This is a genomic window from Staphylococcus equorum (genome assembly GCF_001747895.1).
GTDB lineage: Bacteria > Bacillota > Bacilli > Staphylococcales > Staphylococcaceae > Staphylococcus > Staphylococcus equorum_A.
This window is the reverse complement of record NZ_LNNB01000012.1, coordinates 56,179-69,299: the sequence shown is the minus strand read 5'-3', so window position 1 is coordinate 69,299 and position 13,121 is coordinate 56,179. Positions and strand designations below refer to the sequence as shown.

Sequence of the window (13,121 nt, the reverse complement as noted above, 5' to 3'; positions counted from 1 at the left end):
AACCAAAGAAAAGGATCACATTAATTTGTGATCCTTTCAAAATCATTTTTTCTAAATTAAAACCTAGTTAAATTTCATTACTAGACATAATCATTTGTCCTTTAGGTTGCTTATTATTAGGTGATGGTTCTAGTGTAATGGCTATTTTATCTTCTTTATCAACATCTACATTACTTAAGTCAAAAACAACCATACCTTTATCATTCGCACTCGCAAACGTGCCTGCAGGGTGTGCTTGCTCGCCTTTTAATATCCACACTTGATAAACTTCATTACCTTTTGTTGCTTCAATATCATTGGCTTCAACCATTAATTTTCTATCTTTTGTACTACTAGAGTCAGACAGATAGGCTTGCCCTTGCACTTCGTCCCCAGACATGGACTTTAAGTTTATTGCTTTCGCATCATTCGTATTAATCATAGAAGCTGATTGGTTTTGAGATGCCTTATATCCAAAGTATTGCACGCCATTACCTATAATAGATAAGAACAATAGCGCTACTATAACGCCTATCGATACACGCTTGGTAATAACACTTTTAGATTTTTTCTTTTTGTGTTTTGAAAAATGCGCTATTTGTTGATTTTCATGATTATTATTTGCACTTGTTGTATCAAGTTCATCTTCTTGTTGTTCTTTTTCTGCTTCTTCGTTTGAATTGTTTTCTTCATCTAGCACTGACGTTAAAATTCTTTTCTTCATACCTGTTGGCGGTTCAATTTCTTTATTACTATAAGGAAGTGAATCGTGAAGAACGTTTAGGTCTTCTAAAGTCTCATGGCTTTCAGATGACAAATCTAATTCTTGTTCAACTTGCTCTTTTTCACTTTCGCTCAGATTGTCATTGAAATAATCATATAGTTTATCAACTTTATTATCTTTCATTTTCTCCACGCTCCCTTCTTAAATGTTTTTTGGAATAATCGTTCAAATGCTTAATTGACAGCCTCATTCTACTCTTAACAGTGCCCAGTGGAGTTTGTAGTTTATCAGCAATTTCTTGCTGACTCAAACCTTTATAATAAAACAAATAAATAATCTTTTGTTGGTCTTTATTTAAAAGTGAAATCATTTTTTTAATTTCTTCAGACACTTCCTTATCCAATAAGTCATATTCTGGTAGATGATCATTTTGTATTCCTTGAAAATCCTCATCAAACTCATTTTCAATATGTTTATTCTTTCTTAACATATCAATAGATTTATTACGGCATAACGTAATAAGCCAAGTCGACATTTTCCCTTTATTTGGTTTGAATATAGCTTTTTGATTCCAAATTTTCATGAAAACATCTTGCAAAACTTCTTCACTAGATTGAACATCTTTTGTGATTTTGTAAGCCAAATTAAATAACAATGACTCATATCGATCATATAGGATTTCTAAACTCTCGCTGTCCTTTTTATCGATTATTGATCTATAAAGATCATTTTCATCTATCATGCCGTCCCCTCCTTAGTTTAAATTCAGTATCTAGAAATACCTATCCTATATGTATATTTACATATGTATTCAATAAACATACGAAAGTTATTCGTTAAAAGTTTAACTTTCAAGAATCTTTTTATAATATCGCTAAATAATTAGAGTTATTTCCTTTTCCCCTTTTATTTTTAACCTATTATTCACATTACCACTAATAGCTCAAGCATTTCATTACAAAAGTGGTTGTACACTTGTTAGTTAACTGACAAGTGTAATAATACTATAAGCCTTCGTACTAGATTGTCTATAAATAGGTGTTACACTGGACGTAAATCATAACCTACTGGAGGGATTTTGATGAGTATCATTCTTACACTAATCGTAGGTGCTATTGTAGGCATCAGTTTATCGCTTTGGTTAACGAGTAACTCAATTCCCACTGTTATTGTCAGTCTGATTTCAGGTGTTTTAGGCGCATTTATAGGCACATCTTTATTAATAGCACCAAGTATGTATTTCTTAATCACAGCATTTATAGGCGCATTTACGCTTACATTGCTTGTTCTATTCATCATCAATACAAGCCTCGATGTTGTGAGAAACTAAGTTAAGTTCTAACTACAAGTCGATATTAAACTGCAAAAAAACATTCCTTGTAATATAAATTTTCAAAAGGAATGTTTACATATAACTCATCTTAAGTTATTCATGATAGTAAGTGCTTTTCAGTTTTTGAAATGACTTATAGCTTCAAATAGCAAACTAGTTTATCTTGTTTTAATCATTTTTCGAAACATGCTTACCATCACAGTAGCCCTCTATATTATAATGAGTGATCAAGTTGAAAAATGTGTATATGATGTATATCAATTACTTCATTTTTAAAAATTCCACACTTTTTATTTTCCTCTTTCAAACTTCTTTTTACCATGATTCTTGGTGTAGATGAATTTCAATTTTTATCATATAATCTTCTTCAAAATCATATTCACTATATATATACGTCAATTAAACGAAAAATAATTTGGTTCAAATCCTAATAAGTTACTGACAAATTTCCGTCGCTTTTTCTAAAAAAAGTTGCGCTGCCTTAGAAAAAGTATGGTCTTTGCGCCATACCATATTATGTTTTGCTATTAATTTCGGTTTTAGTGGTACAAAGCTAAGTTTGTTTTCAATAGAAGTATTGATAATACTATCCAAAGTGATGACATACCCTATGCCAGCTTTGACCATTAATCCAGCGTTATATGCTAAATTGAAAGTACCTACAATATTCAGTGCTTCAAAACTACTACCAAACCAATCTGCAAATTCATTTTTAGAAATCGTTGTATCTAAAACTTGTCTGGAACAAATTAACGGTTTCGTTAATAAATCCTCCTTAGTTACACAAGTTTGCTGTGCTAAGGTACTATCACTTTTAGCTACCACCCCCCAATGATCTGAAGACGGTAAATTTAATGCTTTATACTTATTTAAGTTTGCTGGTTGGATAAATACCCCAAAATCCAACAATCCTTTATCTAACCGACTCTCAATATCTTCTGCATTACCACTATATATATGAAAATGAATATCAGGATACATTGATTGAATATTTTTAAAAACATTAGCTATTACTTGCATTCCTTTAGTTTCACCACAACCTATATAGACATTACCTTCAATGTTTTTATCAATAAATTTAAATTCTTCTTGTATTTGTTGAGACATTTCTAATAATTCTTCAGCTCTCTTTTTTAGTAACAGCCCTTCATCTGTAATATAGATACTGTGGTTGCTTCTTTTAAAAAGTTTGACACCTAGTTCACTTTCCAAATCTTTAATTTGTCTAGATAAAGTTGGTTGTGTAATGTGCAATGTGTTAGCAGCACGTGTTATACTCTCTTCTTTTGCAATCGTGACAAAATAATATAGGGTTTTTAATTCCATTACATTTCTCCTCATTATGCATTTTAAGCATATCTAATAATTACAATTAAGTATTTGTTATAACTACTTATACCCTTTACACTTTTATTATAAAAGTTTTGTAGGAGGTACATAGTGAAAAACAATAAATTAATTATACTCATTTTAACTATTGGTGTTTTTGGTATCTTAAATACTGAGATGGGTTTCATCGGATTAATACCTCAAATTGCTGAACGTTTTGGTGTTAGCACTTCAACTGCAGGTTGGCTCGTCTCCATTTTTGCTATTGGCATAGCAATATCAGGTCCAATTATGCCTTTATTATTATCTAAATTGGAAAGAAAAAAAGTAATGATTATTGTGCTTTTAATTTTTATAATTAGTAATATCATTTCAGTATTCACTACAAGTTTTACTATTTTATTAATTGCTAGAGTAATTCCAGCCATTTTCCACCCAGTATATATTGCCTTAGCTTTTTCAGTCGCGTCTGATTCGGTCAATTCTAAAGATGCACCTAAGGCTGTAGCTCGCGTATTTATTGGTGTTTCTGCAGGCATGGTTGTAGGTGTACCTATCGTTAATTTCTTAGCAACTCAATTCAACTTGTCTATCGCTTTATCATTTTTTGCACTGGTTAATATAATCGTTTTGATTTTAACATTAATCTTTATACCTAAAATGCCAACAAAAAAATCTGTGACTTACGGCACACAACTTAGTGTATTAAAAAGGCCTTTAACATGGATGTCCATCATCATTTCTATACTATTTAATGCTGCTATATTTGGTGTTTACAGTTACTTAACCGATTACTTAAATATTGTGACAGAAGCGCCTAGTCACTATGTATCCATAATTTTATTCCTATATGGTATATCCAACATTTTAGGAAATATTATTGCGGGAAAAGTATTAACTTCTATTCCACAAACAGCAATTTTTCTACTACCGTTTGCGTTAATTATTATATATATATCAATGTTTGGCTTAGGCTCTTTCCTTATCCCAATGGCTATCATTTCAATATTTTGGGGTACATTAGCTGGAATTTCTGCAAATATCACACAATACGTAATTACTTCATCTGCTCCTGATGCACCAGATCTTTCCAATGGTATATTTTTATCAGCTGTAAATTCAGGAACCACGATTGGTACATTTATTGGTGGTATATTTATCACTACACTAGGATCTAATTATGTCATTATGGTTGGTATCTTAGCCTGTGTCATTAATATCTTGTTTATCTTAATTAGAAATAAAAGTTTTAAAAAACAAGATAATATTTCATAATAAAATCCCTTAATCTATCTAGATTAAGGGATTTTATGTTGATACTTTCATTATTCATTTTGAAATTTAAATTTAGGCATAAAAAAAAGACGAGTTATACTCGTCTTTTAGCCGTTATTATAATTTAACAACGTTAGCTGCTTGAGGACCGCGGTCGCCTTCAACGATTTCGAATTCAACAGCTTGGCCTTCTTCTAATGATTTGTAGCCTTCTTGAGTGATTGCTGAGAAGTGTACGAATACGTCGTTTCCACCTTCAACCTCGATGAAACCAAAACCTTTTTCTGCATTAAACCATTTAACTGTACCGTTATTCATATTAAATTCCTCCATGTGCTTTTGCACTAATATTTGTAATCTGTCTTAAAAAATCAAAAGGAGTAAATTCAAAAGAATAAAACTACAAATCAATTTCACGAACTAAATTACTTAATACCTATTATAACGAGTTATACTCATTTTGTACACCCCTATTTCTAATTTAATTTTAATTTTTAATCTTTGATACGAATATATTGTGTTGCTCGACTCATTTTATTTTCAATTAAACCTGCGTACACTATGCCTCTCATTAATATGATCACTCATCACATCGCTGTTTAGAAAATAGATTCACTACAAAAAACAATGAAGACACGCTATTAAGTGTGCTCCATTGTTTCAAATGACTCTATTTTCAGACTTTATTATACTCTTTTACGTAATTGGTCCATTATTTTACTAACATATTTTGAATAATCTTTTCCAGTTTTCTTTTTAAGTTTATCACTTATTTTATACAAGCCTTGCTCTAATTTACCGTTTTTTACATATTTACTTAACGTACTTTTTACCTTCTTTATCAATTATAAAACTCCCTTTTGGCATTCTAAATGCATATTAGTATTTCAGTCACAAAATCTGCGTCGTAATTTTTAATCTAATGAATAGCGTTTCAATAAGTGTAAACAAAATATTAATACACCAATTGTCACTGCAAGAAGCAATGTTTCAATTGCATTATAATGCTCTACAATAATAAATCGAATCACTGCCGTAATTCCTACGTAAATAAAAAATTGTAATGAGAAATGATAATTCTTTCTGAAATATTGTATGATTAACAGTATGAATTCGATATGCATGAAAGCAATCAACATTTTCTCTACGACATAATTATACTTCACCGTTTTATTTTCTATAAAGGTATAAATCATACCCCAACATTCTTGAAATAAAAATACGACTAATATAACTCCTAATATTGCAATACAGAGGTTTAAACAAAAATAAAGTGCTTTAGTGAAATAATCTATCACTTTGTTCAATATTAATAAATCTCCTTAACTTGAGAATGTCCTCATACAAACACTTGTATGAGGACGTCTATTTTAACATTTATATCTTAAAATACATCATATAAAACCTTATAAATAAAATTTATAATTCGGCTAAGCAACTATAAATGTACCCACTAACAATATTACCGAAATAATCATTGTCCAACTCAATATTGGTGCTACTTTATCAATCATTTTTTTATATTCTTTATCTGGCGCATTATTTTTCTTTAAATGCCAGCACTTTGTTAATAAATACAATGCTTCTAGCAAATTAACGAACAAAACTATAATTAAGATTGTGATAATCATAGATATATCTCCCTTTTTATAATGATATGTAAGCTTAATTATTGTGTTTTTTTCTTATGTTCATAGCTTTATAAACGAGGTAACCTGCATTTAGAATGGTGATTATTACTAATATAATTAATAATGGCATACTTAATGAAGATGAACCAAAAGCTATGATTAATACAAGAAAGATATTTATAATACTAGAAATCATAAAACCCGTGTCTAGATTCTCTTCTTTCTTCATCAATACATCTCCTTGGTGTTTAATTCTTTTAACAATACACTAACATAAAATTTTTTTGTCATGTATATTTTATTGATAATATATTTAAAAGCAATACAAAATGGATTATACTTATATTGTTGATTAATTAATAAGGAGATCCTATTTTGAAATTACTTTTATTCTTCATTGCTATTTTGATATTTTCATCAATTTGGACTGTGATAACAGGCAAGTATTTACCAAGTGAAGTTGTGGATAATAACAAGAATAATAGCCGATATGACAAAAGACAAAAGAAAATATTCATTGAAATTTTAGCTAGAACTTGCGTTTGGCTAGTTTATATTTTAGTACTCATACTTATATTTCGACTTTTTGGTTTTTGGGATACCAAAGGCAGCCTTTTCATGAACTATCCTGAAATTATATTTTTAGCTGCAACTTTTATATTAATTGTCGTAAATTATTTAGGTGTTAGGAAAAAATACTCTACTGGCGAGTAATAAAATAAGAATACATAAAATAAAAAAAGGATTGATACAATTATGAAATTCATAAATTTTACTGCAATGACAGAAAAAGGATTAAATAAAAAGGTGAATGAATTTTTAACAGAAAATCCATATATTGAGATTATTAAATTCGATTATCAAATAGGTTATAGCGGCTTTGGCGTCGGCATACTTTATAGTAAAACGAAAGTTTCTAATTTATAAAAATTATCAGAAATTAAAATGAGCAATGCATTGTATATACAGGACAATTAACATTTTGATTATCCTATCCATATTAGATTTCACGAATATAGGTGAATCAACAGCTTTAATCGTATTAGCAATTGTCTTTGTTTGTAATACGATATTATTACTAAGCGCTAACAGTAAACATGTTAAGAAAGATGGCACTACTATAGAAAATTATGAGAAATAATACTACCAATTACACAGGAGGAATTTCATGAAATATAGCGATTCTCAATCAAATACTAAGGATGTTAGGACGATATTTTTAAAACCTTTTCCGGTACCTTTAATTTTCATTGTATTTGCAATATACACCATAATAACTAAAGATAATACAGCTTATATAGTTACATCTATAATCGCATTAATATTTTTCACATCATTGTTAACGTTAGATATTAATGCCTACATGAATTATAAAAAACAAAACAAGCAGAATAAACAAAATGGAAGATATGTATGAATTTTGGTAAATATAAATATGATTATAACTATTTACTCATGTCTACACCACTTTTAGTAGTATCACTATTTGTACCATCAGTATTTGTTGCCTTTTTCATATGTATATTTTGTGGATTTGAGAAAAAGAGTAGGAGTGATTAATGATGGTATTTTCGTTGATGAAGACAAACCGGGTACTATGATTAATACAAGAAAAACATTTATAAAACATAACGGTAACCACTTCATTAATTTACAAGGAAATTGAAACTGACTCTTATAAAAATTTACCTCACAAAGAACGAGGTTGGTTTGAATGGATAGTAGGAGCACATTGTGGAAGTGGTGGTGCTAGAGGCTGTTGGACTGCTGCTATTACTTTAGGTATTACCCTTTGGCATGGCAACAATATGTGGCTTAATTACTTCATTAGGGTGTATAGGCGCGACAAACTATATTTGTAGATGAAAGAAATGAGGTTTTACTATGGCGATGTTTATCATAATATTCCTATTTGTATACTCTATAGTCATAACGTTAATGTATTTTAAAAATCAAAAATAAATCAAAACACTTTTACTTTAAAAGGGCGACTCTAATAACAGTCGCCCTTTTGTTGCTTTTGGAATTATCTAAATCAGGCAATCCCTTTTTTCTTTAATGCTAAATATGCACCAAAACAAGCGAGAACTATGCCCACAATTAGTTTTAAACTGATTTATGTCTCTCGCTTAATAGTGATCAAATTACTCAAGCACGCTTCGATTAGCATGATGTTGATAAGTCTAAATTTATGATTTTATTTCCAACACCAAAATAATTGCTATCATGTGTCGCCATTATTATAGTTATGCCTTGCTTATTTAACGCTTTAAATATATTTATTACATTATCACTGTTATCTCTATCCAAATTACCTGTAGGTTCGTCCGCAATAATTAATTTCGGTTCTTTTAATATTGCTCTTGCGATAGCAATTCTTTGTTGTTCACCGCCGCTACATGTGTAAATTTTCGTTTTTAAAGATAGATCTTGCAAACCAACTTTTTTCATTACACTTTTTAATTTAGTTATCTCTTTTTTCGAAACATTTAATGGCAAAGTGAGATTTTTAAGGATTGTCTCATTTTCAAGCAGACCATAATTTTGATAAACGTATGATATATCTTTACGCTTATAGATTAATTTCGTTTTTTCATTTTTCACTACAACGCCGTTGTATAATACTTCTCCTGAGTCTGGAGCTTCAAGTAATCCAATAATATTTAATAAGCTTGATTTCCCTTTACCACTTGCTCCTCTAATGATTACAAAGTCTCCTGATTCAATAACGACGCTAAATTTTTCGAAAATTACTTTTCCATCAAAAGATTTATTAATATGATTAAGTTTTATCATTCTTTTTTCCCCTTCAATACTTGATTTATATTTTCTTTATTCAACTTTTTAAATGAATGCATTATCACAGTAGAGTGAACTATAAGTAAAATTATATAAAATAGTATTGCTATTTGATTTAAGCCTTTACTAAGGAATAGGCCTATAAAGAAATTAACCAAGCACAAAAAGAATAAAACCCATTTGTGAATTTCAAAATAACTATAGCCTAAATTTCGTTTAAGAAAAATAACATATTGATACGATTTAAAATAAAGGTTTATAAAAGTGATACTTACTATCATATAAATTAATGCTGTTAATCCCGATAAAAAAGTATATTTATACATTTTTGATTTCAGTTCATTTATAAATTCTATTTTAGAATCGAACACCGAACTTACTGTAGGAATATAGTTATCTAATTTATATTTTTTCAATCCCGATTCTATTGTTTTATATGGATGATCTAACATACTCTTAAACATATAAGATTGAGAAAAATATGGTTCAAAATTTTCTTCATGTGTTTTTCCACTTTCAACTATTGCAATAGGATCTATAATGGTATTTTTTTCTCCTCCTATTTGAGCGTCATAGGTAAAGTAAGAGGAATTATTTTTCGTCCAAATAATATTACATCTAAACTTTCATTTGCTTCTCCTTTATATTTAAATAAATTTTTTCTGAAAGTGAACTCATCTTTGAAATTGTCTTTAATTTCACTTTCATAGCTTTTATACTTTACTGGAACTATGATATTCTGCGTATTATCTTTATATATCATTTTAGTTAATACATTTTTATTTTCCTGAGTATATTGTGGATGGTCTTTCAAAAATCGTTGGTCTATCGTAATTGTTTTGCCAGCTGGATCGATATTATAATTTTCTATTTCACCACTTACATATAATGGCTCTCCATCAACCTCAAGAAATTTAATAGTATCAATAATAAACCCTTTATTCTCGTTACTGTTATAGTAATTTTTAAACTTCTTATTAACTTCTATATCTAACTTTCTATTTTTCAGCTGACCTCTATCCATAACGTTGGTTTTATAGGTGTTCTCGGCTTGTGTCCAGTGTTCACAAGAAAGTTTTTGTCTTTGATATTCGCTATAATTATTAATTAAACTTTGAGTAGATAGCACTAAAAATACAACTATTACAATTGTTAATAGCATATAGGTGTACATCATAATTAATTTATTACTATGCTTTTTATTTTTAGCAAAATCCTTTCCAAATATATAAGTGATTATTACTATAATTATTAAAGACAGTAATAGTATGATTAAAGTAGTTAATAAAATAATACCTATCACATTTAACAACTGAAAATCTTTATAAATTAATATATACATCAATAGTGTAAGTAATATATTAAGGAGAATATAGTAGAGCATCTGTGTTCTAAATGATTTAATAATAGCCAAGATGATTCTATATCTTACATATCCTAAATCATATAATATTTTATAGTTACTTTTATTATTGTTTAAATAATGATGTAACACTGTCATATATATCAAAATTAAAAGTGAACATAGGGTTAAACTAAATTGGTCTATTTTTAAGTAAACTTCACTACTATTATCCATTTCTTCGATATGACCTACATTTTTTTCTATCAAATTTTTAACTTTTTCAGTATTATTTTTACTACCTGACAAATAATAAGTGCCATTCTCTGATAATTTTGTATCTTCTAGAGCATATATTTTAATATGTAACTTACTATCAAATATCATCATCTTATTATTGGTGTTTGCCATAGCTTTCAATTTTTCATCATTAGTATTTATAACGATTTCATCATTATTTATGTATGTGACTTTTGTAATTTTAGTGTTGTATTTTTTTGACAGTTTATTGAAATACTCTAACGCTTCGTCAGTATACTTTTTCTTTTCTTGAGTGAATAAAAACTCTATTTTCTCATTTCCTTTTGCTACAGTATTATAAAAAGAAAGTGACTTATAAGTGTCGATAATAATAAAATTTAAAGTGAGTGAAATCACTACTGCTAATATTATTAAAATCCTTTTCACAACTTCTATCTCCTTATAAAAAGCCCACTAAGAATAATAATCTTAGTGGGCTAAATATTATTATTTGTGATCATAATATACTTTATTACCATATAAAGTTTTCACTATTCTGCCATATGAAAAATCCCCCGGTTTTTTCCATTTTAGTCCACCCTTCATTCATAATTTAGGCTGCATTCTAAGTTACACATTTCTCTATATTTAACTTAAATTATACTTATCCCTTAGAAAATATCTACAAATCTTTATGTTTATTTATTTTTTATTGCCTAAGATTAAATTTTCTTTATATTAGATGGAGATAAAAAGAAGTTCAATTAAAAATATGCTACTAATACCTTAAAATTTTTAAGATATTAGTAGCATAGGAATTATTATGAAGAAATATTTCTAGCACTTTATTTAAAATAAAAAACACCCCCTTAAGCCTATGGCCTAAGGGGGCATCATTCTATACTATTATTCCCACTCGATTGTGCTTGGTGGCTTAGATGTAATGTCATAGACGACGCGGTTGACGTGGTCTACTTCATTTACAATACGACTTGAAATCTTTTGTAAGACTTCCCAGTCAATGCGTGCGAAGTCACTTGTCATGCCATCAATAGAAGTTACAGCACGGATGCCTACTGTGTGATCATACGTGCGGTAGTCTCCCATAACACCTACAGATTGGATGCCTGGTAATACCGTGAAGTATTGCCAAATCTCACGTTCAAGACCTTCTTCACGTACAACTTGTCTTAAAATCGCGTCAGATTCACGTACAATTTCTAGTTTATCTTCTGTGATTTCGCCAAGCACACGAATACCAAGTCCAGGACCTGGGAACGGTTGTCTCCATACTAAATGCTCTGGAATTCCTAATTCGATACCTAATTCACGTACTTCGTCTTTAAACAATGTATTGATTGGTTCGATTAATTGGAAATCCATATCTTCTGGTAATCCCCCAACGTTATGGTGTGATTTAATTGTTTGTGCAGTCTTCGTACCTGATTCAATAACATCTGTATACAATGTACCTTGAGCTAGGAAGTCTACGCCTTCTAACTTAGATGATTCGTCATCAAATACATAGATGAATTCATTACCAATGATTTTACGTTTTTGTTCTGGGTCAGATACACCTTTTAGTTTACTCATGAAACGTTCTTGTGCGTCCACACGAATAATGTTCATATTGAAACCTTCACCAAATTGTTCCATTACCATGTCGCCTTCACCTTTACGTAAAAGACCATGGTCTACGAAGATACATGTTAATTGGTCACCGATTGCTTTGTGTAGTAATACTGAAACTACTGATGAATCTACCCCACCACTCATTGCAGAAAGGACTTTACGATCGCCAACGAGGTTGCGGATTTTTTCAATTTCAATATCGATAAAGTTTTCCATTGACCATTCGCCTGTACAATCACAGACGCGACGTACAAAGTTACGTAATAAATCGTTACCGAATTCTGTATGACGTACTTCTGGGTGGAATTGCACGCCATAAATGCGGCGTTCTTTATCTTCGATAGCTGCATAACGTGTGCTTGGGCTATCTGCAATGACTTCAAAGCCTTCAGGAATTTCAATTACTTTGTCCGAATGACTCATCCAAACATTTTGTTCTTCTGGTAAACCAAAGAATAATTCATCCGTTTTAGCATTAATAACTGCTTTACCGTATTCGCGTTCATTAGCGCGCTCAACTTTTCCACCTAATAATTTAGTTGTAAGTTGCATACCATAGCAAATACCTAAAATAGGAATACCTAAATTATATATTTCTGGATCAATTGTAAATGAATCTTCTTCGTAAACTGAATTTGGTCCACCAGAAAGGATAATACCTTTAGGGTTCAAACTTTTAATTTCATCCATACTCATTTCATGGTCGTGTAATTCACTGTACACTCCCATTTCACGAATACGACGTGTAATTAATTGGTTGTATTGGCTACCAAAGTCTAAAACAAGTATGAGCTCTTGCTCTTTCGCCATTTCCATAACTTTTAAATCTCCTTTGAC

At 29.9% G+C, this 13,121-nt stretch carries 19 protein-coding genes and 1 pseudogene; 7 read left to right on the top strand and 13 right to left on the bottom strand.

The features are described from left to right. Positions 1–67: 67 nt before the first annotated feature. From AST02_RS06750 to AST02_RS06735, 4 genes are all read right to left on the bottom strand, one after another. Positions 68–886: an anti-sigma factor gene (locus AST02_RS06750; protein ID WP_069816727.1), complete on the bottom strand. Its 819-nt coding sequence runs from the start codon at positions 884–886 to the stop codon at positions 68–70. Continuing rightward, positions 876–1,445 (bottom strand): RNA polymerase sigma factor, encoded by a 570-nt coding sequence (locus AST02_RS06745; protein ID WP_069816724.1) that lies wholly within the window; start codon positions 1,443–1,445, stop codon positions 876–878. Before AST02_RS06745 ends, AST02_RS06750 begins: the two co-directional genes overlap by 11 nt. Positions 1,446–1,744: 299 nt before the next feature. Beyond that, on the bottom strand, positions 1,745–2,002 hold the full coding sequence (locus AST02_RS14350; protein ID WP_069816722.1) for a hypothetical protein: 258 nt from the start codon (positions 2,000–2,002) through the stop codon (positions 1,745–1,747). A 469-nt stretch (positions 2,003–2,471) separates the two neighbouring features. Beyond that, positions 2,472–3,362 carry a LysR family transcriptional regulator gene (locus AST02_RS06735; protein ID WP_069816719.1) on the bottom strand — a complete coding sequence of 297 codons (891 nt, stop codon included), beginning with the start codon at positions 3,360–3,362 and terminating at the stop codon, positions 2,472–2,474. A gap of 114 nt (positions 3,363–3,476) precedes the next feature. On the opposite strand from AST02_RS06735, the gene AST02_RS06730 reads away from it, so the two are divergent. Continuing rightward, positions 3,477–4,640 carry an MFS transporter gene (locus AST02_RS06730; protein ID WP_069816717.1) on the top strand — a complete coding sequence of 388 codons (1,164 nt, stop codon included), beginning with the start codon at positions 3,477–3,479 and terminating at the stop codon, positions 4,638–4,640. Positions 4,641–4,757: 117 nt separating this feature from the next. Here the strand turns inward: AST02_RS06730 and cspD are convergent, their stop codons facing one another. The 5 genes from cspD to AST02_RS06710 form a co-directional block, all read right to left on the bottom strand. Then, the gene (gene cspD / locus AST02_RS06725; protein ID WP_002506017.1) at positions 4,758–4,958 is read right to left on the bottom strand and encodes a cold-shock protein CspD; all 201 of its coding nucleotides are present in this window, start codon (positions 4,956–4,958) and stop codon (positions 4,758–4,760) included. A gap of 368 nt (positions 4,959–5,326) precedes the next feature. Continuing rightward, positions 5,327–5,485 carry a hypothetical protein gene (locus tag AST02_RS14345; RefSeq protein WP_176721514.1) on the bottom strand — a complete coding sequence of 53 codons (159 nt, stop codon included), beginning with the start codon at positions 5,483–5,485 and terminating at the stop codon, positions 5,327–5,329. A 69-nt stretch (positions 5,486–5,554) separates the two neighbouring features. Beyond that, positions 5,555–5,938, bottom strand: coding sequence for a phosphate-starvation-inducible PsiE family protein (locus tag AST02_RS06720; protein ID WP_256092389.1), 384 nt, complete (start codon positions 5,936–5,938; stop codon positions 5,555–5,557). Between the two features lie 132 nt (positions 5,939–6,070). Further along, positions 6,071–6,271: a hypothetical protein gene (locus tag AST02_RS06715; protein WP_069816713.1), complete on the bottom strand. Its 201-nt coding sequence runs from the start codon at positions 6,269–6,271 to the stop codon at positions 6,071–6,073. 34 nt (positions 6,272–6,305) lie between these two features. After that, complete coding sequence (locus AST02_RS06710) at positions 6,306–6,500, bottom strand: hypothetical protein (protein ID WP_069816711.1); 195 nt, start codon at positions 6,498–6,500, stop codon at positions 6,306–6,308. A 146-nt stretch (positions 6,501–6,646) separates the two neighbouring features. Here AST02_RS06710 and AST02_RS06705 point away from each other — a divergent pair, with 146 nt between their 5' ends. The 6 genes and pseudogenes from AST02_RS06705 to AST02_RS14600 form a co-directional block, all read left to right on the top strand. Further along, on the top strand, positions 6,647–6,985 hold the full coding sequence (locus tag AST02_RS06705; protein ID WP_069816709.1) for a hypothetical protein: 339 nt from the start codon (positions 6,647–6,649) through the stop codon (positions 6,983–6,985). Positions 6,986–7,027: 42 nt separating this feature from the next. After that, positions 7,028–7,198: a hypothetical protein gene (locus AST02_RS14340; protein WP_176723017.1), complete on the top strand. Its 171-nt coding sequence runs from the start codon at positions 7,028–7,030 to the stop codon at positions 7,196–7,198. A gap of 55 nt (positions 7,199–7,253) precedes the next feature. After that, positions 7,254–7,412: a hypothetical protein gene (locus AST02_RS14085; RefSeq protein ID WP_256092387.1), complete on the top strand. Its 159-nt coding sequence runs from the start codon at positions 7,254–7,256 to the stop codon at positions 7,410–7,412. Between the two features lie 27 nt (positions 7,413–7,439). Further along, a complete protein-coding gene (locus AST02_RS06700; RefSeq protein WP_069816707.1) occupies positions 7,440–7,688 on the top strand; it encodes a hypothetical protein in 249 nt (82 codons plus the stop codon). Then, positions 7,685–7,831, top strand: coding sequence for a hypothetical protein (locus AST02_RS14335; protein WP_176723016.1), 147 nt, complete (start codon positions 7,685–7,687; stop codon positions 7,829–7,831). The genes AST02_RS06700 and AST02_RS14335 overlap by 4 nt, the downstream gene beginning before the upstream one ends. A gap of 98 nt (positions 7,832–7,929) precedes the next feature. Beyond that, positions 7,930–8,137: pseudogene (locus tag AST02_RS14600) on the top strand (halocin C8 precursor-like protein); the annotation flags it as partial. A 297-nt stretch (positions 8,138–8,434) separates the two neighbouring features. On the opposite strand, the gene AST02_RS06695 reads toward AST02_RS14600, so the two are convergent. The 4 genes from AST02_RS06695 to guaA all read right to left on the bottom strand — a co-directional run bounded on the left by AST02_RS06695 (position 8,435) and on the right by guaA (position 13,100). Beyond that, a complete protein-coding gene (locus AST02_RS06695; protein ID WP_069816704.1) occupies positions 8,435–9,067 on the bottom strand; it encodes an ATP-binding cassette domain-containing protein in 633 nt (210 codons plus the stop codon). Further along, on the bottom strand, positions 9,064–9,396 hold the full coding sequence (locus AST02_RS14595) for a DUF1430 domain-containing protein (RefSeq protein WP_370736928.1): 333 nt from the start codon (positions 9,394–9,396) through the stop codon (positions 9,064–9,066). Before AST02_RS14595 ends, AST02_RS06695 begins: the two co-directional genes overlap by 4 nt. A gap of 233 nt (positions 9,397–9,629) precedes the next feature. After that, positions 9,630–11,099: a hypothetical protein gene (locus AST02_RS06685; protein WP_069816701.1), complete on the bottom strand. Its 1,470-nt coding sequence runs from the start codon at positions 11,097–11,099 to the stop codon at positions 9,630–9,632. Positions 11,100–11,558: 459 nt separating this feature from the next. Continuing rightward, positions 11,559–13,100, bottom strand: coding sequence for a glutamine-hydrolyzing GMP synthase (gene guaA, locus AST02_RS06680; RefSeq protein ID WP_069816699.1), 1,542 nt, complete (start codon positions 13,098–13,100; stop codon positions 11,559–11,561). Positions 13,101–13,121: the final 21 nt, after the last annotated feature.